Source organism: Agreia sp. Leaf210 (assembly GCF_001421485.1).
Classification (GTDB): Bacteria; Actinomycetota; Actinomycetes; order Actinomycetales; family Microbacteriaceae; genus Agreia.
This window is the reverse complement of record NZ_LMKK01000002.1, coordinates 154,300-178,014: the sequence shown is the minus strand read 5'-3', so window position 1 is coordinate 178,014 and position 23,715 is coordinate 154,300. Positions and strand designations below refer to the sequence as shown.

Genomic DNA, 23,715 nt, shown 5'->3' with positions numbered 1-23,715 from the left:
CGTAGCCTGGCGTGATGAACACGACCGTCGATCCGTCTTCTTTTCCGCTCGCAGGTCGCACGGCTCTGATCACCGGGGTGTCGCGTCACCGCGGCATCGGGCTCGGGGTGAGTCGGCGGCTCGCGGAGCTCGGCGCGAGTGTCTTCGTGCAGCACTACTCGGCCCACGATGCCGATCAGCCGTGGGGTGCAGACGACATCGACTCCGTCCGGGCGGCGATCCGTTCCGCCCTGACTCCGAGTGCGGACTTCGGTGACTGGGGCCTCGACCTCGCCGAGCCTACGGCGCCTCGGCGCCTGATCGAGGCCGCGGTCGATGCCTTCGGTCATCTCGATATCCTCATCTGCAATCACGCGCAGAGCGGTGGAGACGGCTCCATCTTCGACATGACGGCGGAGAGCCTCGACGCCCACTGGGCGGTCAACGCGCGCTCGACACTACTGCTGACCCGGTACTTCGCCGAGCAGTTCGGCCCTATCCCGTCCGGGCCTCACCTGACCGAACCGATCGACGAGCGATCCACGGGCCGGGTGATCTGGATGACGTCAGGTCAGCACGAAGGGCCGATGCCTGGCGAGGTGGCTTATGCCACGAGCAAGGCGGCTCTCGCGGGCATCACCCCCACGGTCGCCGCCGAGCTCCTCGCTCGAGGGATTCTGCTGAACACCGTGAATCCGGGCCCCGTGAACACCGGCTACCTCGACGAGGAACCGACCGACCGGCCGGCCGAGGTCAAGCAGGAGGTGCTGCGGTCGATGCCGCTCGGTCGTTTCGGACTGCCGAGCGACCCCGCGCGCCTGATCGCGTGGCTCGTCTCGGAGGAGGGCCGATGGATGGTCGGCCAGGTGCTCACGAGCGACGGCGGCTTCTCGCTGAGGTGACCGCGGCGACGCTCAGATCTTGCGCAGCAGCACGCGGTCGACGGCGTGCGTCGACGACTTGCGCAGCACCAGAGTGGCGCGGGACTTCGTGGGCTGGATGTTCTCCACCAGATTCGGTTCGTTGATCGAGCGCCAGATCTCGGCCGCCGTCGCACGCGCGTCGTCGTCGCTGAGCTCGGCGTAGCGGTGGAAGAACGAGTTCGGGTTCGCGAACGCCCCGCGTTTGAGAGCCAGGAAGCGATCGACGTACCACGCGGCGATGTCGCTGGTGCGGGCATCCACGTAGATTGAGAAGTCGAACAGGTCACTCACAGCAAGGCCCTGGCCGGGCTGGGGAGGTTGCAGCACGTTCAGGCCCTCGACGATGAGGATGTCAGGCTGACGCACCACGATCTGGGCCTCGGGCACGATGTCGTATGCGAGGTGCGAGTAGAACGGCGCGCGTACCTCGGGCACCCCACTCTTGACGGCGCTGATGAAGCGCAGCAGTGCGCGCCTGTCGTACGACTCGGGAAATCCCTTGCGGTGCATGATGCCGCGACGGTTCAGTTCGGCGTTCGGGTACAGGAATCCGTCGGTGGCGACCAGCTCGACCCGGGGTGTGTCCGACCACCGGGCCAGGAGTTCGCGCAGCAGGCGAGCGATCGTCGACTTGCCGACCGCCACCGAGCCGGCGACGCCGATGACGAACGGTGTGGCCGTCTGTCGCTCGCCGAGATAATCGCTGGTCGAGGCGTGCAGCCGCTTGGCTCCCGCCGCGTACAGGTTGAGCAGACGGCTGAGCGGCAGGTAGACCTCGGCGACCTCGGTCATGTCGAGCGGCTCTCCGAGTCCGCGCAGCTGAACGATCTCTGTCTCGGAGAGCGGTTGGGGAGTCGAGGGCGCCAGATCAGCCCATTCGCTGCGGGCGATGTCGCGGAAGGGAGTCGGGTGGCCCGTGGATTGGGGGGAGTGCCCGGTGTCAGCCATAGATCACCTATTGTGCCCCACGCCTCATCCAGGCCGTAAACTCGAGGGATGTGTGGAATCGTAGGTTATGTCGGTAACAACTCCAGTCTCGATGTTCTGATGGGCGGGTTGGGTCGTCTCGAGTACCGCGGATACGACTCCGCCGGCGTCGCGATCATCACCGAGTCGGGCGAGCTCGTCACGCGCAAGCGGGCCGGCAAGCTGGCCGTCCTCGCGGCCGACCTCGAGGCATCCGCCTTGACCGACGGCAGTACCGGCATCGGTCACACACGCTGGGCCACGCACGGTGGTCCCACCGACGTCAACGCGCACCCGCACCTGAGCGCGGACGGTCGCATTGCCCTCATCCACAACGGCATCATCGAGAACTTCGCGGGACTCCGCGACGAGCTGCTCGCCGACGGCTACACCTTCGAGAGCGAGACAGACACCGAGGTCGCCGCCAAGCTCCTCGGTCGCGAGTACCTCGAGGGCGAGGGAGGCCTCGCCGCCGCGCTCGGCCGCGTCGTGGCGCGCCTCGAGGGTGCCTTCACGCTTCTGGCGCTGCACCAGGACGAGCCCGGCGTCGTCGTCGGCGCGCGCCGCAACTCGCCGCTGGTCATCGGCCTGGGCGACGGCGAGAACTTCCTCGGATCAGACGTCGCCGCCTTCATCGAGCACACCCGCCGTGCCATGGAGATCGGACAGGACCAGATCGTCACGATCACACCCGACTCGGTCTCCGTCACCGACTTCGCGGGCAACGGCGTCGAGGCGCACGAGTACGAGGTGTCGTGGGATGCCTCCGCCGTGGAGAAGGGCGGCTGGTCGAGCTTCATGGCGAAGGAGATCAGCGAGCAGCCCGAGGCTGTCTCCAATACGCTCCTCGGTCGCATCCACAACGACCACGTCGTTCTGGGCGAACTCGAAGGCATCGACGAGCTGCTCACCTCGATCGACCGCATCGTGATCCTCGGCTGCGGCACCGCGGCGTACTCGGCGATGCTCGGCAAGTACGCCATCGAGAAGTGGGCCCGCATCCCCGTCGAGGTCGAGCTCTCGCACGAGTTCCGCTACCGCGACCCGGTGGTCAACGAGTCCACCCTGGTGATCTCCATCAGCCAGTCCGGTGAGACGATGGACACCCTCGTCGCCGTTCAAGAGGCGAAGGCCAAGGGCGCCCGCACGCTGTCGATCTGCAACACCCAGGGCGCGACGATTCCGCGAGAGTCCGACGCGGTGATCTACACCCACGCCGGCCCCGAGGTGGCCGTCGCGTCGACGAAGGCGTTCATCGCGCAGATCACGGCGCTCTACCTCTTCGGTCTGCATCTCGCCCGCGTGCGCGCCTCGCTCGATGAGGAGACGATCGCCACGTCCATCGTCGAACTCCAGGCCATTCCCGACAAGATCCGCTGGGTGCTCGAGCAGCACGGCGAGATCACCGAGCTGGCGAATTGGATGAGCGACTCCCGTGCCGTCCTCTTCCTCGGCCGCCACGTCGGGTTCCCCGTAGCCCTGGAGGGTGCGTTGAAGCTCAAGGAGCTGGCGTACATCCACGCCGAGGGCTTCGCGGCGGGCGAACTCAAGCACGGACCGATCGCGCTGATCGAGCCGGGCCAGCCCGTGTTCGTGGTCGTGCCGAGCCCGCGTCACCCCAACTCGCTGCACGCCAAGGTCGTGTCGAACATCCAGGAGATCAAGGCTCGCGGCGCGAAGGTCCTCGCGATCGCCGAAGAGGGCGACGTGGCCGTGCTCCCGTACGCATCAGACGTGTTCCGCATTCCGCTGGCCGGCCCGCTGTTCGAGCCGCTCCTCGCCGTCATTCCGTTGCAGATCTTCGCTATGGAGCTCGCGACGGCGAAGGGTCTCGACGTCGACCAGCCACGCAACCTGGCCAAGTCGGTCACCGTCGAATAGGACTCGTCCATGATCGTGGGCATCGGCGTCGACCTCGTCGACGTGCCTCGATTCGTGCGATCCATCGATCGCACCCCCGGACTCGTCGAGCGGTTGTTCGCTGAGGGCGAACGCGGTCGGCCGGCTCGGTCGCTCGCTGCCCGTTTCGCCGCCAAAGAGGCGCTGATCAAGGCGCTCGGCGACTCGTCCGGCTTTCGGTGGCACGACATGGAGGTGGTGACCGACTCGGACGGCAAGCCCTCGTTCCTGCTCGCCGGCCAGGTCGCGCAGACGGCGCGTGCCCGAGGAGTCGGGCACATTCACCTCTCGCTGAGTCACGACGGTGATTCGGCGTTCGCCTTCGTCGTCGCCGAGCGCGCCGAGCGCGCCGAGGAGTCCGGGGGAATCGCACGATGAGCGCATCCGACGCGGCATCGCGCGCGGAGCACGACTCGGTCGCTCTGATCGATCTCGTAGCTGTGCGCCAGAACGTCGCTCGATTCGTCTCCCTCGCCGACGGAGTTCGAGTGATGACGGTCGTCAAAGCGAACGGCTACGGTCACGGCGCCGTGCAGGTCGCGCGCGCCGCGCTCGAGGGCGGCGCCACGTGGCTGGGCGTGGCCGACCTTGCCGAAGCCTTGGAATTGCGGAACGCGGGAATCACGCAGCCCGTGCTCGCCTGGCTGCACGAGACCGACGAGAACTTCGTGGCGGCGCTCGAGGCCGGAATCGACATCGGCGTGAGCGACATCGGCCAGCTTGCCTCGCTGTCTCGGGCACAGCGTCTTGCCGTGGGTGCCCCCGCCTCGGTCCACCTGAAGCTCGATACCGGTCTGGGGCGCAACGGGGCAGGGGAGCCGAGCTGGGGTGCCCTCTTCGATGAGGCGCGACGACTCGAGCTCGCGGGTCACCTGACGGTGAGAGGTGTCTTCAGTCACCTCTCCAACGCGAACGACGACGAGGATGCGCGTCAGCTCGAGCGCCTGCACCGCGGAATCGAGTCCGCGCGCCTGGCCGGGCTGCAGCCGCAGGTGCGCCACCTGGCCTCGACCGCCGCCGCACTCCGGCTGCCTGCCACGTGGCTCGATCTCCTGCGGGTCGGCATCGGCGCCTACGGGCTCTCGCCGCTCGACGACGTACCGTCCGTCGAACTCGGTCTTCGCCCGGCGATGACGCTGCGCAGCACCATCGTGGCGGTCGCACCCTCGTCCGACGCGGATTTCTCGGCCCGATCCGGCATCGTGCCCCTGGGCTACGGCGACGGCGTGCCTCCTCAGGCCGCAGGTCGCATCCATGTGACAGGCGACGGCGGGCGTCTTCTCGTGACGCGCATCGAATCAGACCATCTCGTCGTCGAGCCGGTCTCGGCCGGGGCCGATGCCGCGCGCGGAGACGCCGTCACCCTCTTCGGAGATCCGGCGGCTGGAGTGACTTCCGCCGACGACTGGGCGCGAGCGGCAGACACGATCAATTACGAGATCGTCACTCGACTGGGTGCCCGGGTGCCCAGGGAGTACGCCTCATGAGCGCGCTCGATCCCGCCGCTGATCCGACGCCCACCGGGCGCGACGCGGCGATCGACCTCGGCGTCTTCCGCACCAACGTCTCCATCCTCGCCGCTCGGGCCGTCGGCGGCCCGCTGGTGATCGACATGACCGCGGATGCCTATGGCCACGGACTCGTTCCACTCGCCCGAGTCGCGGCGGAGTCGGGTGCAGACATCCTGAGCGTGCGCGATCGAAGCGATGTCGAGAGCATCGCCGATGCCGGCATCAGCATCGACGTGCACTGCTGGCACACGTCGCGGTTCGCCATCCCCCCGGCCGGATCGGGGATCGCCGCGTTCGGATTCGGGTGGGAACTCACCGACGGTGCGCCGGCCGGAATCGTTCCCGTGATGACACTGTCCGCCCCCGTGCTCTCGGTGAAGAGGGTGCCGGAGGGGCACGGGGTCTCCTACGGACTCGTGTATCGAGCTGCACGGGAGACGTCTCTCGCCCTCGTGCCGCTCGGATACGCCGATGGCATTCCCCGGGGTGCGACGGGCTCGGGCTGGATGGCGATCAACGGCCGGCAATACCCGATCGCCGGCCGCATCGCCATGGATCAGGTGGTGCTCGACGTGGGTGACGCGGCTGTCGAGCCGGGCGATCGCGCCGTCGCATTCGGGCCGGGTGTCGAGGCAGAGCCAACCGCGGCCGATTGGGCCGCGCACTCCGCGTCGACCGCGGGCGAGATCCTCGCGCGCATCGGCCGCCGCGTTCCCCGTCGCTACATCGATCGAGAGGTTTCCCGATGACCCCGCTGCACAGGGAGCTCGTCATCGCCGATCCCGAACAGATGGCGGCCCTCGCACAGGAGGTCGCGGCGTCGCTCTCTGCCGGCGACGTCATTCTTCTCACGGGCGAGCTCGGCGCGGGCAAGACCACGTTCACGCGGGGCCTCGGCCAGGCGCTCGGGGTTCGCGGCGCGGTGACGAGCCCGACCTTCGTGCTCGCCCGAACGCATCCGCGTCTCGATGCAGCCCAGCCGCCGCTCGTGCATGTCGATGCGTACCGCTTGTCGAGCGCGGTGGAGCTCGACGACCTCGACATCGACTTCGACCGTTCCATCGTCGTCATCGAGTGGGGCGCGGGCCTCGTCGAGGATCTCACCGACTCGTGGCTCTCGATCACGATCGAGCGGCCGCGCGGCGCATCCGATGACCCGGATGCCGAGGGGCGCGACGACGAGGAGCCGATCGAACCGCGGCGGGTCACCATCGGCGGGGTCGGTCCACGCTGGCAGTGAGCGGACGGGCGCCGGTGCGCTCGCGGGCGACTAACCTATAACTCGTGCTTCTGGCCATCGACACTTCCGCGGGTACCTCCGTCGCCATCGTCGACCCGTCGACAGGCTCGATCGTCGCCCTGCGATCGACGCCCGACACCATGAGGCACGCCGAGGTCATCGGCACGCTCCTCGCCGAAGCCCTCTCAGCCGCGGGTGTGCGGCCCTCGTCGCTCGACGGCGTGGTCGTGGGGATGGGCCCGGGTCCCTTCACCGGCCTCCGGGTCGGTATCGCCGCCGCCCGCACGTTCGCCCTCGGAGCCGGGCTTCCGCTTCACCCCATGGTCAGCGCCGATGCCGTCGCGCGCCAGGAGAAGGTGGCGGGAAGGTCCGACACGATCATCGTCGTCACCGATGCCCGCCGCAAGGAGGTCTTCTGGTCGCTGTACGACCTCTCGGGTGCCGAGCCGGTGCGCATCGATGGTCCTGGTCTGTCCAAGCCGGATGCGCTTCCGCACTCCGATGCCCGCAGGGTCGACGCCGCAGAGATCCCCGGTGCTCAGCTCGCGCTGGCGGCCGCGGCCCTCCTCGCCGCCGGGCTGCCGCTCGCATCCGACGAGGCGCTCTATCTCCGTTCGCCCGACGTGACGATGCCATCCGGGATCAAACGGGTGACCCAGTGAGCTGGCAGCTGCGGAGAGCCGGTATCGAGGATCTCGACGCGATCATGCAGATCGAGACGAGTGTGTTCACGACCGATGCCTGGACCTCCGACGCGATGCGCGCCGACCTGTCGAGCCCGCACTGCTACTACCTCGTCGCCCGTGCCGCCGACGATTCGCCGGGCACCGCTCGGATCGCGGGCTACGCGGGGCTGCTCGCGCCTCGCGGGGCGAAGGAGGGCGACATCCAGACGATCGCCGTGGCTCCCGAAGCCCGGCGCTCAGGCCTCGGTCGTGTGCTGATGACGAGTCTCATGAACGAAGCCCGGCGCCGGGGTGCTCGGGAGATCTTCCTCGAGGTGCGTGCCGACAACCCCGGTGCCGAGGCGCTGTACTCATCGCTCGGCTTCGAGCGGCTCGGGGTGCGCCCCGGCTATTACCAGCCCGACAACGTCGATGCCATCGTCATGCGTGCCGGAATCCTAGAGCCGCAGACGCGCTGGGCCGGTATCGACGAGGGTGAGGAGATCGAATCGTGAACATCGACAACCCTCTCGTTCTCGGCATCGAGACATCGTGCGACGAGACCGGCGTGGGAATCGTGCGAGGCACCACGCTGCTGAGCAACACCATCGCGTCGTCGATGGACGAGCACGCGCGCTACGGGGGAGTCGTGCCCGAGGTTGCGGCTCGGGCCCACCTCGAGGCCATGACGCCCGCGATCACCTCCGCGCTCGCCGATGCAGGGGTCACGCTCGATGAGATCGACGCCATCGCGGTCACGAGCGGGCCGGGCCTCGCTGGGGCGTTGATGGTCGGGGTCGGGGCAGCCAAGGCTCTCGCCCTGGCGATCGAGAAACCGATCTACGCCGTGAACCACCTGGTGGGGCACGTCGGCGCCGACGTGCTGCGCGTTCCGCAGAGCGCGACCGCTGGATCGAGTGAGATCGACGCCGGCGAGATCCAGTACCCGACGATCGCGCTGCTCGTCTCGGGCGGACATACGTCCCTTCTCCTGGTGCGCGATCTGGTGTCCGATGTCGAGCTCTTGGGCGAGACCATCGACGATGCGGCGGGGGAAGCGTTCGACAAGGTGGCGCGACTCCTCGGCCTGCCGTACCCGGGCGGGCCCGAGATCGACAGGGCGGCGGTGGGCGGCAATCCGAAAGCCATCCGTTTTCCGCGTGGCCTGAGCCTGCCGAAAGACCACGAGGCGCACCGCTACGACTTCTCGTTCTCCGGGCTCAAGACCGCGGTCGCACGCTGGGTCGAGAAGAAACAGGATGCGGCAGAACAAGTGCCGCTCGCCGACGTGGCCGCCAGCTTCCGCGAGGCGGTCGTCGACGTTCTCATCTCGAAGGCGCTCGCGGCCTGCGCCGAATACGGCGTGCCCCGCCTTCTCCTCGGCGGCGGTGTCGTGGCCAATGCCCGTGTTCGCGAGGTCGCCGCAGCTCGGGCCGCCGAGGCCGGCGTCGCCCTGCGCATCCCGCCGCTCAGCCTCTGCACCGACAACGGCGCCATGATCGCGGCGCTGGGCGCTCAGCTGATCATGGCGGGTCATGCTCCGTCGGGTCTCGGGTTCGGTGCCGACTCGACGCTGCCGGTCACAGATATCCAGGTCGGCTAGGCTCGATCCATGTCGAGCCAGCCTGTCTACGCGCCGTATTCGCCCGACCCTTCATCGGCCGTTCCCGGGTCGCAGGCGGCAGCGCAGGCTCCTGCGCGCCGGACGCTCAACATGCCGGCCCTCTTCTCCCTGATCACCGGTGTGCTGCTCATCTCTCCGGTCGCCATCGTTCTGGGGCACATCGGCATCGTGCAGGTGAGACGTCGCCGACAGTCGGGCATGATCCTCGCGGTCGTCGGCCTCGTGCTGGGCTATCTGGGGTTCATCGCGACCATCGCCGCCCTCGTCGCCCTGGTGCTGTTCGTGAATTCCGGACCCACGCCGCCGACGTCGTTCTGAGGCGCGAGGCCCGTCGCTCGGCGCAATCGGGGTGTCCCGTAGATGTGGGTGACCGCGCTTCAGTAGTGTTGACCCATGACTGATCCCAATACCCCGTCGACCGAGGGCACGCCGTCGGTCCCGCCGCTGCCTCCCACGGCCCCGTCCACCCCGTCTGCGCCCAGCTACGGCGCCCCGAGCACGCCCTCGGCTCCGCCCGCGTACACGCCTCCCGCCGAGCCGTCGACCCCGTCGTACGGAGCGCCCAGCTACCAGCAGGCCCCGCCGGCCAACCCCTACGCGCAGGCTCCTAATGCGAATCCCTACGGTCAGCCGTATTCGCCGGTCGCCTCTGCCCCGAAGACCCTCAGCCTCATCGGCATGATCGCCGGTATCGCCGGCGTCGTCATCTCGCTGTTCAGCGGTGGGTTCGGTCTGATCTTCTCGATCGGCGCCGTCGTCCTCGGATTCCTCGGCAAGAAGCGCGAGCAGGCCGCCAAGGGCTTCTGGCTCACGGCCCTCATCACCGGTTTCGTCGGAATCGGCATCTCGCTGATCTGGGGTATCTTCTGGGTCGTCATCATCGTCGCCGGCATGAGCGCCGACAGCTACAGCAGCTACTAGAACTGAACGAAGAAACGCCCTCCGTCGCGCGACGGAGGGCGTTTTCTCGTGTGCGGCTCAGACGCGCTCGGCGAGGATCGCCGTGTGACGGCCGCCCACCCGCGTCATCACGAGGGTGGCCTCCGCGTCACCTGACAGAGACAATCGTCTGCGCAACACCGCAGGATCGATGTCGACGCCGCGCTTCTTGATCTCGAGGCGCCCGATGCCCCGCCGGCGCAGTTCTTTCTTGAGCTTCGACTCATCGCTCGGCAGCGTATCGACGACACGGAAAGCGGACACGAAGGGCGACGAGACCAGGGTGTCGGAGGTGAGGTAGGCGATCTGCTCGCTCAGCATCCTCGCGTCGAGTTCCCGGGCGAGGTCACCGATCAGTCGTGCGCGGATCACCGACCCGTCGGGTTCGTAGAGGTAGGTGCCGAGCTCGGCCACGTCGGCATCGACGCTGTCGCCTGCTGCCACCAACTCGGCACTGTGGCCGCCGCGCAGCACGAGGGCGCTTCGCTTGATGCCGGCACGGGCGAGCGGGCCGAACCACAGACTGTTCTCGACCAGCTGACCGTCTACCGAGATCCACTGCGCCTCGGCCTCGTCGGGGATGAGCTCGCGATCGAATCCGGGTCCGAGCTTGATGCCGGTGGGCACCGTGCGTGCCACACCGAAAGCGAAGTCGAGCGAGGGGGAGTAGTCGCGAGGATCGGGCAGGCGGCGAGTGTCGGTGTGCCCCGAGGTGCGCCGAGCGGGGTCCATGTACACGGAGTCGACCCCGGCGAGATCGTGATCGACCGCATCGCCGAGGCTGACGGCGACGTTCGTGAACGGTGCCAGGTTGTACGAGGCGACGGCCGCCGTCACCTCGTCGACGTCGACGGCCTGCACCTCGAGGTCGAGAGCGGCGAAGGCGAGGGCGTCCGCCCCGATGCCGCATCCCAGATCCGCGACGCTCCGGATGCCGGCCGCCTGGTATCGCCCAGCGTGCAGCGCGGCCACACGCAGGCGGGTGGCCTGCTCGAGTCCGGCTTCAGTGAACAGCATGCGCGAGGCGAACTCGCCGAACTTGCCCGTGGCCTTCGCCCGGAGCCGGGACTGCGTGAGCACCGCCGACACGAGATCGGCCGGGTGGCCGTCGCGCCTGAGCGCCGCGACGGTCTTGACGATATCGGTGGAGTCGGAGTATTCGGGCAGTGAATCGAGCAGCCGCAGGGCTGCCGAGGTCATCACAAGGCCGAGCTCGTCTTTGTTCATTCGCTGCGCCTGTTCACCCCGCCAGCCTAGACGGCGGTCGGTTCTCATCGAGGTGCCACGACGGTTGGCACTCGGATTGACCGAGTGCCAGTCCACCCCCTAAACTCGTCTTAGCACTCTCGGTGTGAGTGTGCTAATCAGACGTGAAGAAAGAAGAGGTCAACCGTGTCGGTCTCCATCAAGCCGCTCGAGGATCGCATCGTCATCCGCCAGGTCGAGGCGGAGCAGACCACAGCCTCGGGCCTGGTCATTCCTGACACTGCCAAAGAGAAGCCCCAGGAGGGCGAGGTCGTGGCCGTGGGCCCCGGTCGCGTAGACGACAATGGCAACCGCGTTCCGATCGACGTCGCTGTGGGCGACAAGGTCATCTACTCCAAGTACGGCGGAACCGAGGTCAAGTACGGCGGAGAAGACCTTCTCGTGCTGTCGGCTCGCGACGTGCTCGCCGTCGTGGTTCGCTGAACCTAGATAAACAGACAAAGACCCGGGTGGCTCTGCCATCCGGGTCTTTTTTGTCGCCCCAGGCGATCGGCTCATGCGGGCCGGAGGTAGCATTCATCAGTGTCCCGCCCCGCCGTCTCTCCCGCCGCACCCCCTGATTCCGGCGCTGAGCCGTCGCGCTCGGGCATCCTTTACGCCGTAGGCGCCTACACGATGTGGGGCTTTCTGCCGGCCTACTTTCTGCTGCTCCTTCCCTCGGGTCCGTTCGAGATCGTGGCCGTGCGGATCTTCTTCTCGCTCGCCTTCTGCGCGGTGATCATCACGGTGACCCGCGCTTGGCCCGCCTTCATCGCCATCGTGCGACAGCCGCGGCTGCTCTTCACGATGGGCCTCGCGGGTCTGCTGATCTACGTCAACTGGCAGACCTACGTCATCGGCGCGACGAGCGGAAACGTCGTCGAGACGGCTCTCGGATACTTCATCAATCCGATCGTCACGATCCTCCTCGGGGTCGTCCTTCTCGGCGAGCGACTCCGAGTGGTGCAGTGGATCGCGCTCGGCATCAGCGTGGTCGCCGTCGGCGTGCTCACGGTGGGCTTCGGATCCGTTCCGTGGATCGCTCTGATCCTCGCCTTCTCCTTCGGGCTCTACGGCTTCGTCAAGAAGCGCATCGGCCCCGTGGTCGACCCCGTGTCGGGCCTCACTCTCGAGACCCTGTGGCTGCTTCCCGTCGCCGCCGTGCAGGCCGTCATCGTGGCCGCCACCCCTCAGGGACTCGCCTTCGGCTCCTCGGGTACCGCGCACGTCGTACTCATGGTGGGCGCGGGGGTCATCACGGCGGTTCCGCTGCTGCTGTTCGCCTCTGCTGCCAAGAGGCTCCCGCTCGTCTATATGGGATTCATCCAGTACATCGCGCCCATCCTCCAGTTCCTTTTCGGAGTCTTCGTTATGCACGAACCGATGCCCGTCGAACGATGGGTGGGATTCGGTCTGGTCTGGCTCGCATTGATCGCGCTCACAGTCGACATGGTCAGAACGAGCCGATCGGGCCGGATGCCTGTCGCTGAGCCGGTCTGACCGGGCAAAAGTAACGATTGGGTCGCGTTACAAGCCCGTAACAGGAATGTATTGTCGGTGCGACTTTGGGCCATTAGCTTTGCAGGACGGCCAACTTCGTTACGCCGTGCACCACAAAACAATCACATTCAAGGAGCATCATGGGCGTATTCGCCAAGACCGGTTCCCGGTCGCTGAAGACCACCCTCGGTGGCGCGGCCATTCTGGGAATCAGCGCGCTCGTTCTCGTCGGCTGCTCGAGCGGCTCGACCGACAGCGGCAGCAGCGACTCCGGTGACCTGTCCCTCAAGATCGGTACGATCCTTCCGCAGACCGGTACGCTCGCCGTGCTCGGCCCGCCCGAGATCGCAGGTGTCGACCTCGCCGCCAAAGACATCAACGATGCCAAAGCCGGCATCTCGATCGACGTGACGCAGAAGGACTCGGGCGACACCACGACCGACATCGCCTCGCAGTCGGCGACGTCGCTCATCGCCGACGGCGTCTCCGCCGTGATCGGTGCCGCCTCGTCGGGCGTCTCGAAGACCTTCATCGACCAGGTCACGCAGGCCGGCGTCGTGCAGATCTCGCCCGCCAACACCTCGCCCGACTTCACGTCGTACGAAGACGACGGGTACTACTGGCGCACCGCCCCCTCCGACCTCCTCCAGGGCCGCATCCTCGGAAACAAGATCGTAAAAGACGGCAAGACCAACGTCTCGATCCTCTACATGAACGACGCCTACGGCACCGGTCTCGAGAAGAACATCAAGGCAGCTCTCGAGGCAGGCGGCGCGACCGTCGGCGCAGAAGAGACCTTCGAGCCGGCGTCGACCGACTTCAACTCGGCTCTCACGAGCGTTCTCGCCACCGACCCCGACGCGCTGGTCGTCATCTCGTTCGACGAGATCAAGACCATCGCCGAGCAGCTCGCGGCCAAGGGCTTCGACTTCTCGAAGCTCTACGGAGCCGACGGAAACTACGGCGTCATCACCGACAAGGACACCAACGTCGACATCGCCGGCGCCCAGTTCACCAACCCGGGCGTCGAAGCCAAGGCCGAGTTCCAGGAGAAGCTCCAGTCCCTCGTCAAGGAACAGGGCAGCGACCCGCTGACGGTCTTCAGCTACGCGGCAGAGTCCTACGACGCGACCACGCTGCTGGCGCTGGCATCGCTCCAGGGCAAGGCCACCGACGGGGCGACCATCAAGGACAACCTGCAGTCGGTCTCCGAGGGCGGAACGAAGTGCGAGTCGTTCACTGACTGCGCCAAGCTCATCGCCGACGGCACCGACATCGACTACGACGGCATCTCCGGCCCGATCACGTTCGACAAGAACGGTGACCCGACCGAGGCGTACGTGTCGATCTACAAGTACGACACCGGAAACAAGACCACGTTCGAAGAGCAGGTCTTCGGCAAGCTCGACTAATTCTTCGCCTATGAAGAGAGGGGCCCGGTCTTCGGACCGGGCCCCTTTGTCGTGCCGTCGCGTGATCATGCCGGCAGCACCGTCGCCCGTCGAGACGTTCACGGGGAAGAACGTGCCTCGCTTGTCTTCGGCGACCGTGCGCATGTTGCAATTGTTCGGCAGGACCCTGAGGTCGCGGGTCACTCCGCTCGGGATCTCCGAGCTGTGGCCGGTGGACGAGCCGCTGGCGAAGACGGAGCTCTCGTCTGGCACGCGGAAAGGCCCAGCATCCCGGCCGCCACGACGCCGGTGAGGGCGATTCGCGGGGCTCCGGAGCTGGGCCTCGGCATGGTGCGGGTCGTCAGCCGCCCACGGTCGGCGTCGAGGTGGTGACCTCGTTCGTCGTGGCGAGGGTTCCGAGGTAGAGCTCGATCACCTTGGGGTCGTTCATGAGCTCACGCCCGGGGCCCTCGTAGGCGTCTTTTCCCTGGTCGAGAACGTAGCCGCGGTCGCAGATCTGCAGGGCGCGTCGGGCGTTCTGCTCGACGATCATGATCGAGACGCCGGCGCGGTTGATGCGTTGCACGTTCACGAAGGTCTCGTCTTGACGCATCGGGGAGAGGCCGGCGCTGGGCTCGTCGAGGAGGAGCATGCTCGGGTCCATCATCAGAGCCCGCGACATGGCGACCATCTGACGCTCTCCACCGGAGAGCGATCCCGCGCGCTGCTTCAGCCGCTTCGACAGTTCGGGGAACAGGTCCTCGACGAAAGCCAGTCGCGTCTTGAAGAGCTTGGGCTTCTGGTACATGCCCATCTCGAGGTTCTCCTCGATGGTGAGCGACGGGAAGACGTTGTTGTTCTGCGGCACGAAGCCCACGCCCTTGGAGACCAGCTTGTCTGCCTTCAGCCCGGTGATGTCCTCGCCATTGAGCTCGACGGAGCCGCTGCGGATGTTCACGAGGCCGAAGATGGCCTTGAGCAGCGTCGACTTGCCCGCGCCGTTGGGGCCGATGATGCCGACGAGTTCGCCCCGCTTCACGTAGACGTTGGAGCCGTTGAGGATATTGACGCCCGGCACGTAGCCGGCGAAGAGCTCCTTGGTGACAAGGACGCGATCGGATTCGGTGCTCACTTCTTTTCCTCTCCATCGACCGGGGTCGATGCGGCATCGGTGGTCGTGGAGGCCCCATGGCTCTGAACGGTGATGCCGGCGGCCTCGGCGTCTTGCTCGACCTCGGAGCGGATCAGGTCGGACTCCATGTCTTCAGCCACCTCGAGCTGCCCTTCGATCGTGCCGAGGTCGGTGGCGTGGTGCGCACCGAGGTAGGCGTCGATCACCGCGGGGTCGGACATGACCGTCGAGGGTGGACCCTCGGCCACGACCTTGCCCTCGGCCATGACGACCACCCAATCGGCGATCGTGTTGACCATGTGCATATCGTGCTCGACGAAGAGTACGGTCATACCCTCGTCCTTCAGGTTCACGATGTGTCCGAGCAGCGACTGCGTCAGGGCCGGGTTGACCCCGGCCATAGGCTCGTCGAGCATGACGAGCTCGGGGCTCGACATCAGGGCACGAGCCATCTCGAGGAGCTTCTTCTGTCCTCCGGACAGGCTCGACGCGTAGTCGTCTTTCTTGGTGTCGAGCTTGAACTTGGCGAGCAGCTGCATGGCGCGCTCCGTGATCTCGTCTTCCTTGGCCTTCCAGAGCGGCTTGAAGAGCGAGACGAAGATGTTCTCACCGCCCTGCTTCGTGGCTCCGAGGCGCATGTTCTCGAGCACGGTCATGCCGCTGAGCGCCTTCGTGAGCTGGAACGTGCGAACCATGCCCATGCGGGAGACCTTGAACGCGGGAACCCCGGCGAGGCTCTTGCCCTTGAACGTCCAGTTGCCCGTGTTCGGCTTGTCGAAACCCGTCAGCAGGTTGAAGAACGTGGTCTTACCGGCGCCGTTCGGGCCGATGAGAGCGGTGATCGAGCCGCGCGGGATCTCGAGGTGCGCCACATCGACGGCCGTCAGGCCGCCGAAGCGGCGACTCACGGCGTGAGCGACGACGATCGGGTCTTTCTTCTTGACGCCTGGAACGATCACATCGTCGGTGATGTCTGAGACGAGAGTTTTTTCAGGCAAAGTGCAGATCCTTCTTCTTGCCGAAGATTCCTTGCGGACGGAATATCACGAGGAGCATCAGGGCGACGCCGACCACGATGAATCGGATCGGGCCGGTCTGGGTCGTCGTGAGCGGGAGGACTCCGGCCTCGATGCCGAGGCTGAGGAGTCCGTCGGTGAGCGACAGCGTGACCCAGAAGATGATGGAACCCACCACCGGGCCGAACACGGTCGCCGCTCCACCGAGCAGCATGATCGTATAGAGGAAGAACGTCAGCTGGGTTCCATAGTTGTCGGGTTGCAGTGACCGCGGCAGGATGAACACCACTCCCGCCAGGCCGCCCAGCACGCCACCGAGGATCAGCGCCTGGATCTTGTACGAGAAGACGTTCTTGCCGAGCGAGCGCACCGCATCTTCGTCTTCACGGATTCCCATGATGACGCGGCCCCAGGGGCTGCGCATCAGGAGGAAGACGAGGAGACACGCGAGTGCCACCAGGCCCCAGCCGACGATGCGGATCCACCACTGATCCTGGTTGTAGACCAGGGGAGTGCCCATCAGGCCGAACCTGCCGTCGGGAAGCGGGTTCACGTCGTTGAACGCGCGGGCGGCACCGTTGATGCCTTCCGATCCGCCGGTGACATCGGAGAACTCCGGCGTCTTCACGGAGAGTCGGATGATCTCCGCCGCCGCGATGGTCACGATGCTCAGATAGTCCGCCCTGAGTCTCAGCGTGGGTATACCGAGGATGAGTGCGAAGACGGTGGCCGCCACGATGGCGGCGAGGAACGATCCCCAGAGCGGCCAGTCGTAGATGACCGAGGTGATGGCGAAGGCGTAGCCTCCGACGGCCATGAAGCCCGCCTGCCCGAAGTTGAGCAGGCCGGTGAAGCCGAAGTGGATGACGAGGCCGATCGTGGCCAGCGCGTAGGCCGCGACGGTGGGGTCGAATATCTGCCCGATTGCGAGCCAGATGAAATTGCCGTTCATAAGGACCTTCCCTAGCCGACGCGCTCTTTACGGCCCAGGATGCCCTGGGGCCGAACGAGCAGGATGATGATCATGAGCACGAGCGGGGCGACGAACTTGAGGTTCTCCGGGATCCACAGCGTCGACAGGTTCATGATGAGGCCGATGATCACGGCTCCCACGAGAGCTCCATAGGCTGAGCCGAGTCCACCGAGGGTGATGGCCGCGAAGATGAGCAGCAGGATCGACGCTCCGGTATCCCAGCGGAGCGACTGGTAGTAGCCCACGTAGACACCGGCCAGAGCGGCGAGGGCGCCCGAGCCGACCCAGACGACGCGGATGACCCGCTCGACGTTGATGCCCGATGCCGAGGCCAGAGCCCGGTTGTCGGACACGGCGCGCATGGCCTTGCCGATCTTGGTCTTCGTGAGCACCAGGGCGACGCCGAGGATGACGACGATCGCGATGACCGCGCCGGCCACGTCGGTGAACTTCAGGCTGACCGAGCCGATCACGAGGAACGGCTTGGTGCTGTTGGGGAGCGTGAGCCGATCGGGGCCGAAGAGGAGGACGAAGACGTAGCGAAGGGCGAGAGAGAGGCCGATGGTGACGATCATCATCGGAATCAGACCGAGGCCGCGCTTGCGGAGTGGCCTCCAGATGCCGGCGTCTTGCGCCCACCCGAACAATCCGCCGAGGATCATCGCCGCCGGAATGGCGATGATCGCAGGCAGCCCGATGATCCCGGAGAAGAGATAGGCCATCAGCGCACCGAAGGTCACCAACTCTCCGTGGGCGAAGTTGTTGAGCCCCGTCGTTCCATAGATAAGGGATGCGCCGATCGCGGCGAGCGCGATGAGCAGACCGAAGATGAGGCCCGTGACCAGCTGCGGCCAGAACCTCAGCCAGAACGTGTCGGCCGTGACCGGAGCGGTCGTCGTGCCGGTTCCCGCCTCGTCGCTCGCGCCGGGTGTGGGTGTCGTCGTCGACTCGTCGGTGGGAGCGGCGACCGCGCCCTTCGCGTTGTCGGGAGACAGGAAGAAGATGGCGGGCACCTCGGTGTTGCCGGCGAAGACCTCGACCTCGGCCGGGTTCGTCGACGGCCGCGGGTAGCCGGTCTCTGCCGGAAGCGCGTCTTCGTCGATCGTTACCGAATAGGTGCCTGGCTCGCTCACGGGGACGACGGCCTTGCCGTCTGCGCCGGTGACCCCCGTCTCTGTGCCGCCCTCGCCCTCGACGGTGACGGAGACGTTCGCCACACCGACTTTGTCTGCGTCGGTGCGAACCCAGACGAGGATCGATTGCTCGGTTGCAGTGGATGTGGAAGCGGTCGTCTCAGCAGCTGATGCGCCGAGGGCGGATCCTCCGAGGACGACGGATAGACAGAGAACGACCGACGCGATGAGCATCGCGATCAATCGAGCCGACTGCCCGGGTCTTATGCCAGCGAGCAAGGGTGCACCTCCTGTGGGAAGCCTCGGATGTAACCGGGCTCCGTTATCTATGGTCGAGCGACGTTGCTAGAACATAGCGCCCGTTTGTTGCCTCCATGTTTCGACAGAGAGGAAACCTCGGGGCGCGCAGGTACTTTCTTACACCGGAATATCGCGGTCGCCTAACCGTTACTCTTGACAAGAGAAATTTTCTACGAGGCGAGGTGTCATTTGGACCAGGCGGATCCCTTTGGTTTTATCGGATTGACGTATGACGACGTGATGCTCCTGCCGGGACACACAGACGTCATTCCGAGCGAAGCGGACACCTCTTCGAGGCTGACACGTCGCATCGAAGTCGCCACTCCTCTTCTCAGCGCTGCAATGGACACGGTCACCGAGTCGCGCATGGCCGTCGCGATGGCCCGCCAGGGTGGTCTCGGAATTCTGCATCGCAACCTGTCGATCGCCGATCAGGCGAGCCAGGTCGACCTCGTCAAGCGCAGCGAGTCGGGCATGGTCACCGACCCCGTCACCACCACGGCCGACGCCACCGTCGCCGAGGTCGACGCGCTCTGCGGACACTTCCGCGTGTCGGGTCTGCCCGTCGTCGATCAAGCGGGTGTGCTGGTGGGCATCATCACCAACCGCGACATGCGCTTCGTGTCTCCCTTCGAGAAGGCCACCACGCTCGTGCGCGACGTGATGACGAAGGCTCCTCTCATCACCGGGCGACAGGGCATCGACCCCGACGACGCCATCGCCATCTTTGCTCAGCACAAGATCGAGAAGCTGCCGATCGTCGATGAGCAGGGCCGCCTCACGGGCCTGATCACGGTCAAGGACTTCGACAAGAGCGAGAAGTACCCGAACGCCACGAAAGATCCAGCCGGACGTCTGCGGGTCGGTGCCGCCATCGGCTTCTTCGGTGACGCCTGGCAGCGTGCCACGAGCCTGCTCGAGGCCGGCGTCGACGTGATCGTGGTCGACACCGCCAACGGAGACAGCGCAGGAGTGCTCGACATCATTCGTCGCCTCAAGCGCGACAGCGCGTTCGAGGCCGTCGACATCATCGGCGGCAACGTGGCGACCCGCTCGGGCGCCCAGGCTCTGGTGGATGCCGGTGCCGACGCGATCAAGGTCGGCGTCGGCCCCGGATCGATCTGCACCACCCGCGTCGTGGCGGGTGTCGGCGTGCCCCAGGTGACGGCCGTCTACGAGGCGTCGCTCGCGGCCAAGCCGCACGGCATCCCCGTGATCGCCGATGGTGGCCTGCAGTACTCGGGCGACATCGCGAAGGCCCTGGTCGCCGGTGCCGACACCGTGATGCTGGGATCGCTCCTGGCCGGCTGCGACGAGAGCCCCGGTGATCTCGTCTTCGTCAATGGCAAGCAGTACAAGAACTACCGGGGCATGGGCTCGCTCGGAGCGCTGCAGACCCGCGGCGAGAAGACGTCGTACTCCAAAGACCGTTACTTCCAGTCGGATGTGCCGAGCGACGACAAGCTCATCGCCGAGGGCATCGAGGGCCAGGTGCCGTATCGCGGCCCGCTGGCCAGCGTCGCCTACCAACTCGCGGGAGGCCTGCGTCAGTCGATGTTCTACACGGGTGCGCGCACGATCGCGGAGCTCAAGGAGAAGGGCCGCTTCGTTCGCATCACCGCGGCCGGTCTCAAGGAGTCGCACCCCCACGACGTGCAGATGGTCGTCGAGGCGCCGAACTACCGCAGGTAGCCTCTCGCTCGACCGGTAGGGTTGTCGGGTGAGTATGGAAATCGAAATCGGCCGCAACAAGCGGGGCCGTCGTGTCTACGCGTTCGACGACATCGCGGTGGTGCCCTCGCGGCGCACCCGCGACCCGCAGGACGTGTCGATCAACTGGACGATCGACGCTTATCACTTCGACATGCCCGTTCTGGCGGCACCCATGGACTCCGTGGTCTCGCCGGCTACGGCGATCCGAATGGGGCAGCTCGGCGGTCTCGGGGTGCTCGATCTCGAGGGCGTGTGGACACGCTACGAGAATCCGGAGCCGATCCTCGAAGAGATCCGCTCGCTCGACGCGGCTTCTGCCACGGCACGCATGCGCGAGATCTACGCGGAACCGATCAAGCCCGAGCTCGTCACGGCCCGCCTCGCCGAGATCCGCGCCGCCGGAGTCACCGTCGCCGCCGCTCTGTCGCCGCAGCGCACCCAGGAGCTCTACGAGACCGTGGTCGCCGCCGGAGTCGATCTCTTCGTCATCCGCGGTACGACGGTCTCGGCCGAACACGTCTCGAAGAGCACAGAACCCCTGAACCTCAAGAAGTTCATCTACGAACTCGACGTTCCGGTCATCGTGGGCGGTGCCGCCACCTACACGGCGGCCCTGCACCTCATGCGCACCGGGGCTGCCGGTGTCCTCGTCGGATTCGGCGGGGGAGCCGCCTCGACCACTCGCGCCACCCTGGGCATCCACGCGCCGATGGCCACCGCCGTCGCCGACGTCGCCGGCGCTCGCCGCGACTACATGGATGAGTCGGGCGGCCGTTACGTGCACGTCATCGCAGACGGTGGCCTCGGCACCTCGGGCGACATCGTGAAGGCCATCTCGGTCGGAGCAGACGCCGTGATGTTGGGCACCGCGTTGGCTCGCGCCACAGACGCTCCTGGCGGTGGCTACCACTGGGGCAGCGAGGCTCACCACACCCAGCTTCCGCGAGGAAACCGCGTTCACGTCGGACAGGTCGCTCCGCTCGAAGAGATCCTCAACGGACCCTCGCCGGTCGCGGACGGCACGGCGAACCTCATGGGTGCGCTCCGCCGCTCGATGGCCACGACGGGGTACTCCGATCTCAAGGAGTTCCAGCGCATCGATGTCGTGGTCGCTCCGTATCTCGCCCACTAGCCACTCGACCCCGGTAAACTGAGGCCACCGATTCTCTTGAGACGAGGAGGCCTGACGATGGCTGAAACGAACAACGTGTCCCGATCGGCCAAGCTGGGACCCGAAGAGCGCGAAGCAGCAATCGAGGCGCTCAAGACCAAAGAGCTCGACATCCTCGTCGTAGGCGGCGGCATCGTCGGCGCCGGTGCGGCGCTCGACGCGGCCACCCGTGGTCTGCGGGTCGGCATCGTGGAGGCTCGCGACTGGTCGAGCGGCACGAGTTCGCGGTCGTCGAAGCTGGTCCACGGCGGAGTGCGTTACCTCGAACAGCTCAACTTCCGTCTCGTTCGCGAGGCTCTGATCGAACGCGGCTTGCTGCTGCAGCGCATCGCGCCGCACCTCGTGAAGCCCGTGCGCTTTCTCATTCCGCTCAAGCGCCGCTTCATCGACCGTTTCTACATCGGCGCGGGCATGGTGCTCTACGACCTCTTCTCGTACACGGGCGGGCGTCCGCCCGGAGTTCCGCACCACCGCCATCTGACCCGCGGTCAGGTCCAGCGGGCGATCCCGAGCATGGCGCACGATGCGCTCATCGGGGGAATCACGTACTACGACGCTCAGGTCGACGACGCACGCTATGGCGCCAGCGTCGTGCGCACGGCCTCGTTCTACGGGGCGCACGCGGCGAGCCGCGTTCGCGTCGAGGGATTCATCAAGGTGGGCCAGCGCGTCGTCGGCGTGCACGCCCACGACCTGCAGACCGGCGAGAAGTTCGAGATCCGTGCCAAGCAGGTCGTCAACGCCACGGGTGTGTGGACCGATGACACCCAGGCTCTGGTCGGCGAACGCGGACAGTTCAAGGTGCGCGCATCGAAGGGCATCCACCTCGTCGTGCCCCGTGATCGCTTCCAGTCGTCGATGGGTCTGCTGCTGCGCACCGAGAAGAGCGTGCTGTTCGTCATTCCGTGGGGCCGTCACTGGCTCGTCGGCACGACCGATACCGACTGGCACCTCGACAAGGCCCACCCCGCTGCGACGGCGGCAGACATCGACTACGTCCTCGAACACGTCAACACGGTTCTGAACGTGCCGCTCACCCGCGACGACGTCGAAGGCGTCTACGCGGGGCTCCGGCCGCTTCTTGCCGGTGAGAGCGATCAGACGTCGAAGCTGTCTCGAGAGCACCTCGTCGCTCACTCTGTGCCCGGCCTCGTCGTGATCGCGGGTGGCAAATGGACCACCTACCGGGTCATGGCGAAAGACGCGATCGACGCCGCCGTGTCGGCCCTCGATGGCAAGATCGCGGGCAGCGTCACCGAAGACATCGCCCTCCTCGGCGCCGAGGGCTACCAGGCCGCGTGGAACAAGCGCAGCAAGATAGCCCGCAAGTTCGGCGTGCACACGGCGCGCATCGAGCACCTCCTGAACCGCTTCGGAACGCTGACCGACGAACTGCTCGATCTCATCTCGTCGAACCCCGAACTCGCCGAGCCCCTGCCGGGTGCCGACGACTACCTCGCGGCCGAGGTCGTGTACGCCGCGAGCCACGAGGGAGCTCTGCACCTCGAGGACGTGCTCGCTCGTCGAACCCGCATCTCGATCGAGGCATGGGATAGGGGAGTGTCAGCGGCGCCTGTGGCGGCCCGACTCATGGCCGGGGTGCTCGGCTGGGACGAGGCTCGGATCGAGCGCGAGATCGCCAACTACCTTCGCCGGGTCGCGGCGGAGCGTGCGAGCCAGGAGCAGCCCGACGACGAGTCGGCCGATCGCATCCGGCTCGAGGCCCCCGACATCGCAGCAGAGGTGTAGCCCCGACGAGGGGCTGCTCCGATGAGGCGGTCGGCAACGGACGACGTCATCCGAGCGCCGGTAGACTGAGGTCTTACGCCCGATCGTCAAGCTACCCGAGGAGTTCAGTCATGGTCGATGTCCGACGGGTCAAGCTGCCGGGCGTGGGTGTGCTGCACACCTTCGTGACGGCAGACGGCGGCAAGGTCGGCGTCATCGCGCATCGCTCGGGACACAGCGACCTGATCACGTTCTCCGACGAAGACAACACGTCCGACGCGGCCAAGGTCTCTCTCCGGCTCAGCGAAGACGAAGCGCGCACGCTCGCCGAGCTCCTGGGCGGCACGCAGATCACCGAGTCGCTGACGGCCCTCGACCAGATTCCAGGTCTCAGCATCGACTGGTTCACCGTCGACTACGAAGACCACATCGCGGGCCAGCCCCTGGGCAACACGGCCGAACGAGACATCGTCGGTCTGACCGTCGTCGCCGTCGTCCGCGGCGAATCGGCGAACCCCGCGCCCGCGCCCGACTTCAAGGTCTTTCCTGGCGACACGCTCGTCGTCGCGGGGTCTCCCGAGAAGGTCGCGAAGGCGTTCAACTTCTTCCGCACGGGCGAGATGCGCTCCAAGCGCGGCGCCGCCGACGGCTCTCCCGGGCGCTAGGC

At 66.5% G+C, this 23,715-nt stretch carries 24 protein-coding genes; 18 read left to right on the top strand and 6 right to left on the bottom strand.

All coding sequences use genetic code 11. The features are described 5' to 3' along the window. Window positions 1-14: 14 nt before the first annotated feature. Window positions 15-881, top strand: a complete 867-nt coding sequence (locus ASE64_RS06835) for an SDR family oxidoreductase (protein ID WP_055778023.1) — start codon at window positions 15-17, stop codon at window positions 879-881. A 12-nt stretch (window positions 882-893) separates the two neighbouring features. On the opposite strand, the gene coaA is transcribed toward ASE64_RS06835, so the two are convergent. Next, window positions 894-1,850 (bottom strand): type I pantothenate kinase, encoded by a 957-nt coding sequence (gene coaA / locus ASE64_RS06830; RefSeq protein ID WP_055778020.1) that lies wholly within the window; start codon window positions 1,848-1,850, stop codon window positions 894-896. Window positions 1,851-1,898: 48 nt separating this feature from the next. On the opposite strand from coaA, the gene glmS reads away from it, so the two are divergent. The 10 genes from glmS (at window position 1,899) to ASE64_RS06780 (ending at window position 9,728) form a co-directional block, all read left to right on the top strand. Further along, on the top strand, window positions 1,899-3,749 hold the full coding sequence (glmS, locus tag ASE64_RS06825; protein WP_055778017.1) for a glutamine--fructose-6-phosphate transaminase (isomerizing): 1,851 nt from the start codon (window positions 1,899-1,901) through the stop codon (window positions 3,747-3,749). A 9-nt stretch (window positions 3,750-3,758) separates the two neighbouring features. Then, window positions 3,759-4,145 carry a holo-ACP synthase gene (locus ASE64_RS06820; RefSeq protein ID WP_055778014.1) on the top strand — a complete coding sequence of 129 codons (387 nt, stop codon included), beginning with the start codon at window positions 3,759-3,761 and terminating at the stop codon, window positions 4,143-4,145. After that, window positions 4,142-5,254, top strand: a complete 1,113-nt coding sequence (gene alr / locus ASE64_RS06815) for an alanine racemase (protein WP_055778011.1) — start codon at window positions 4,142-4,144, stop codon at window positions 5,252-5,254. The genes ASE64_RS06820 and alr overlap by 4 nt, the downstream gene beginning before the upstream one ends. Continuing rightward, window positions 5,251-6,027, top strand: coding sequence for an alanine racemase (locus ASE64_RS06810; RefSeq protein ID WP_055778009.1), 777 nt, complete (start codon window positions 5,251-5,253; stop codon window positions 6,025-6,027). Before alr ends, ASE64_RS06810 begins: the two co-directional genes overlap by 4 nt. Beyond that, window positions 6,024-6,518, top strand: a complete 495-nt coding sequence (gene tsaE / locus ASE64_RS06805) for a tRNA (adenosine(37)-N6)-threonylcarbamoyltransferase complex ATPase subunit type 1 TsaE (protein WP_055778005.1) — start codon at window positions 6,024-6,026, stop codon at window positions 6,516-6,518. The genes ASE64_RS06810 and tsaE overlap by 4 nt, the downstream gene beginning before the upstream one ends. A gap of 44 nt (window positions 6,519-6,562) precedes the next feature. Further along, window positions 6,563-7,180: a tRNA (adenosine(37)-N6)-threonylcarbamoyltransferase complex dimerization subunit type 1 TsaB gene (gene tsaB / locus ASE64_RS06800; RefSeq protein WP_055778003.1), complete on the top strand. Its 618-nt coding sequence runs from the start codon at window positions 6,563-6,565 to the stop codon at window positions 7,178-7,180. Next, on the top strand, window positions 7,177-7,698 hold the full coding sequence (gene rimI, locus ASE64_RS06795; RefSeq protein ID WP_055778001.1) for a ribosomal protein S18-alanine N-acetyltransferase: 522 nt from the start codon (window positions 7,177-7,179) through the stop codon (window positions 7,696-7,698). Before tsaB ends, rimI begins: the two co-directional genes overlap by 4 nt. Next, a complete protein-coding gene (gene tsaD, locus ASE64_RS06790; protein WP_055777998.1) occupies window positions 7,695-8,786 on the top strand; it encodes a tRNA (adenosine(37)-N6)-threonylcarbamoyltransferase complex transferase subunit TsaD in 1,092 nt (363 codons plus the stop codon). The genes rimI and tsaD overlap by 4 nt, the downstream gene beginning before the upstream one ends. A 9-nt stretch (window positions 8,787-8,795) precedes the next feature. After that, window positions 8,796-9,125 (top strand): DUF4190 domain-containing protein, encoded by a 330-nt coding sequence (locus ASE64_RS06785; RefSeq protein ID WP_055777995.1) that lies wholly within the window; start codon window positions 8,796-8,798, stop codon window positions 9,123-9,125. 75 nt (window positions 9,126-9,200) lie between these two features. Continuing rightward, window positions 9,201-9,728, top strand: a complete 528-nt coding sequence (locus tag ASE64_RS06780) for a DUF4190 domain-containing protein (RefSeq protein ID WP_055777993.1) — start codon at window positions 9,201-9,203, stop codon at window positions 9,726-9,728. A 57-nt stretch (window positions 9,729-9,785) separates the two neighbouring features. Here ASE64_RS06780 and ASE64_RS06775 read toward each other — a convergent pair whose 3' ends face one another. Continuing rightward, window positions 9,786-10,973 (bottom strand): THUMP-like domain-containing protein, encoded by a 1,188-nt coding sequence (locus ASE64_RS06775; protein ID WP_055779706.1) that lies wholly within the window; start codon window positions 10,971-10,973, stop codon window positions 9,786-9,788. A gap of 165 nt (window positions 10,974-11,138) precedes the next feature. Here ASE64_RS06775 and groES point away from each other — a divergent pair, with 165 nt between their 5' ends. The 3 genes from groES to ASE64_RS06760 all read left to right on the top strand — a co-directional run bounded on the left by groES (window position 11,139) and on the right by ASE64_RS06760 (window position 13,903). Next, on the top strand, window positions 11,139-11,435 hold the full coding sequence (gene groES / locus ASE64_RS06770) for a co-chaperone GroES (RefSeq protein WP_044440065.1): 297 nt from the start codon (window positions 11,139-11,141) through the stop codon (window positions 11,433-11,435). 99 nt (window positions 11,436-11,534) lie between these two features. Continuing rightward, window positions 11,535-12,491 (top strand): EamA family transporter RarD, encoded by a 957-nt coding sequence (rarD, locus tag ASE64_RS06765; RefSeq protein ID WP_055777989.1) that lies wholly within the window; start codon window positions 11,535-11,537, stop codon window positions 12,489-12,491. Between the two features lie 140 nt (window positions 12,492-12,631). Further along, entirely contained in the window at window positions 12,632-13,903 is a 1,272-nt protein-coding gene (locus ASE64_RS06760) for an ABC transporter substrate-binding protein (protein WP_055777986.1), read from the top strand. 340 nt (window positions 13,904-14,243) lie between these two features. Here the strand turns inward: ASE64_RS06760 and ASE64_RS06755 are convergent, their stop codons facing one another. From ASE64_RS06755 to ASE64_RS06740, 4 genes are read right to left on the bottom strand one after another with little or no spacing between them, the layout of a single operon-like run. After that, the gene (locus ASE64_RS06755; RefSeq protein WP_055777984.1) at window positions 14,244-15,014 is read right to left on the bottom strand and encodes an ABC transporter ATP-binding protein; all 771 of its coding nucleotides are present in this window, start codon (window positions 15,012-15,014) and stop codon (window positions 14,244-14,246) included. Continuing rightward, complete coding sequence (locus ASE64_RS06750) at window positions 15,011-16,012, bottom strand: ABC transporter ATP-binding protein (protein ID WP_082465971.1); 1,002 nt, start codon at window positions 16,010-16,012, stop codon at window positions 15,011-15,013. Before ASE64_RS06750 ends, ASE64_RS06755 begins: the two co-directional genes overlap by 4 nt. Then, a complete protein-coding gene (locus ASE64_RS06745; RefSeq protein WP_055777979.1) occupies window positions 16,005-16,982 on the bottom strand; it encodes a branched-chain amino acid ABC transporter permease in 978 nt (325 codons plus the stop codon). Before ASE64_RS06745 ends, ASE64_RS06750 begins: the two co-directional genes overlap by 8 nt. An 11-nt stretch (window positions 16,983-16,993) precedes the next feature. Then, window positions 16,994-18,370: a branched-chain amino acid ABC transporter permease gene (locus ASE64_RS06740; protein WP_082465970.1), complete on the bottom strand. Its 1,377-nt coding sequence runs from the start codon at window positions 18,368-18,370 to the stop codon at window positions 16,994-16,996. A 255-nt stretch (window positions 18,371-18,625) separates the two neighbouring features. Between ASE64_RS06740 and guaB the strand changes: the two genes are divergently transcribed. The 4 genes from guaB (at window position 18,626) to ASE64_RS06720 (ending at window position 23,713) form a co-directional block, all read left to right on the top strand. Next, entirely contained in the window at window positions 18,626-20,128 is a 1,503-nt protein-coding gene (guaB, locus tag ASE64_RS06735; protein ID WP_055777973.1) for an IMP dehydrogenase, read from the top strand. A gap of 34 nt (window positions 20,129-20,162) precedes the next feature. Further along, a complete protein-coding gene (locus ASE64_RS06730; protein ID WP_055777970.1) occupies window positions 20,163-21,281 on the top strand; it encodes a GuaB3 family IMP dehydrogenase-related protein in 1,119 nt (372 codons plus the stop codon). Window positions 21,282-21,338: 57 nt separating this feature from the next. Then, window positions 21,339-23,069, top strand: coding sequence for a glycerol-3-phosphate dehydrogenase/oxidase (locus tag ASE64_RS06725; RefSeq protein WP_055777967.1), 1,731 nt, complete (start codon window positions 21,339-21,341; stop codon window positions 23,067-23,069). Between the two features lie 110 nt (window positions 23,070-23,179). Then, window positions 23,180-23,713, top strand: a complete 534-nt coding sequence (locus tag ASE64_RS06720) for a cation:proton antiporter regulatory subunit (protein ID WP_055777964.1) — start codon at window positions 23,180-23,182, stop codon at window positions 23,711-23,713. The last annotated feature ends 2 nt before the right edge of the window (window positions 23,714-23,715 follow it).

Excerpts from the sequence above, each read along its gene's own strand:
- glmS (WP_055778017.1), top strand. The coding sequence starts at position 1,899 with ATGTGTGGAATCGTAGGTTATGTCGGTAACAACTCCAGTCTCGATGTT.
- ASE64_RS06725 (WP_055777967.1), top strand. The coding sequence starts at position 21,339 with ATGGCTGAAACGAACAACGTGTCCCGATCGGCCAAGCTGGGACCCGAA.
- ASE64_RS06740 (WP_082465970.1), bottom strand. The coding sequence starts at position 18,370 with ATGCTCATCGCGTCGGTCGTTCTCTGTCTATCCGTCGTCCTCGGAGGA.
- ASE64_RS06780 (WP_055777993.1), top strand. The coding sequence starts at position 9,201 with ATGACTGATCCCAATACCCCGTCGACCGAGGGCACGCCGTCGGTCCCG.
- ASE64_RS06760 (WP_055777986.1), top strand. The coding sequence starts at position 12,632 with ATGGGCGTATTCGCCAAGACCGGTTCCCGGTCGCTGAAGACCACCCTC.
- tsaE (WP_055778005.1), top strand. The coding sequence starts at position 6,024 with ATGACCCCGCTGCACAGGGAGCTCGTCATCGCCGATCCCGAACAGATG.
- ASE64_RS06810 (WP_055778009.1), top strand. The coding sequence starts at position 5,251 with ATGAGCGCGCTCGATCCCGCCGCTGATCCGACGCCCACCGGGCGCGAC.
- ASE64_RS06745 (WP_055777979.1), bottom strand. The coding sequence starts at position 16,982 with ATGAACGGCAATTTCATCTGGCTCGCAATCGGGCAGATATTCGACCCC.
- alr (WP_055778011.1), top strand. The coding sequence starts at position 4,142 with ATGAGCGCATCCGACGCGGCATCGCGCGCGGAGCACGACTCGGTCGCT.
- ASE64_RS06720 (WP_055777964.1), top strand. The coding sequence starts at position 23,180 with ATGGTCGATGTCCGACGGGTCAAGCTGCCGGGCGTGGGTGTGCTGCAC.
- ASE64_RS06775 (WP_055779706.1), bottom strand. The coding sequence starts at position 10,973 with ATGAACAAAGACGAGCTCGGCCTTGTGATGACCTCGGCAGCCCTGCGG.
- ASE64_RS06835 (WP_055778023.1), top strand. The coding sequence starts at position 15 with ATGAACACGACCGTCGATCCGTCTTCTTTTCCGCTCGCAGGTCGCACG.
- ASE64_RS06785 (WP_055777995.1), top strand. The coding sequence starts at position 8,796 with ATGTCGAGCCAGCCTGTCTACGCGCCGTATTCGCCCGACCCTTCATCG.
- coaA (WP_055778020.1), bottom strand. The coding sequence starts at position 1,850 with ATGGCTGACACCGGGCACTCCCCCCAATCCACGGGCCACCCGACTCCC.
- ASE64_RS06820 (WP_055778014.1), top strand. The coding sequence starts at position 3,759 with ATGATCGTGGGCATCGGCGTCGACCTCGTCGACGTGCCTCGATTCGTG.
- ASE64_RS06730 (WP_055777970.1), top strand. The coding sequence starts at position 20,163 with ATGGAAATCGAAATCGGCCGCAACAAGCGGGGCCGTCGTGTCTACGCG.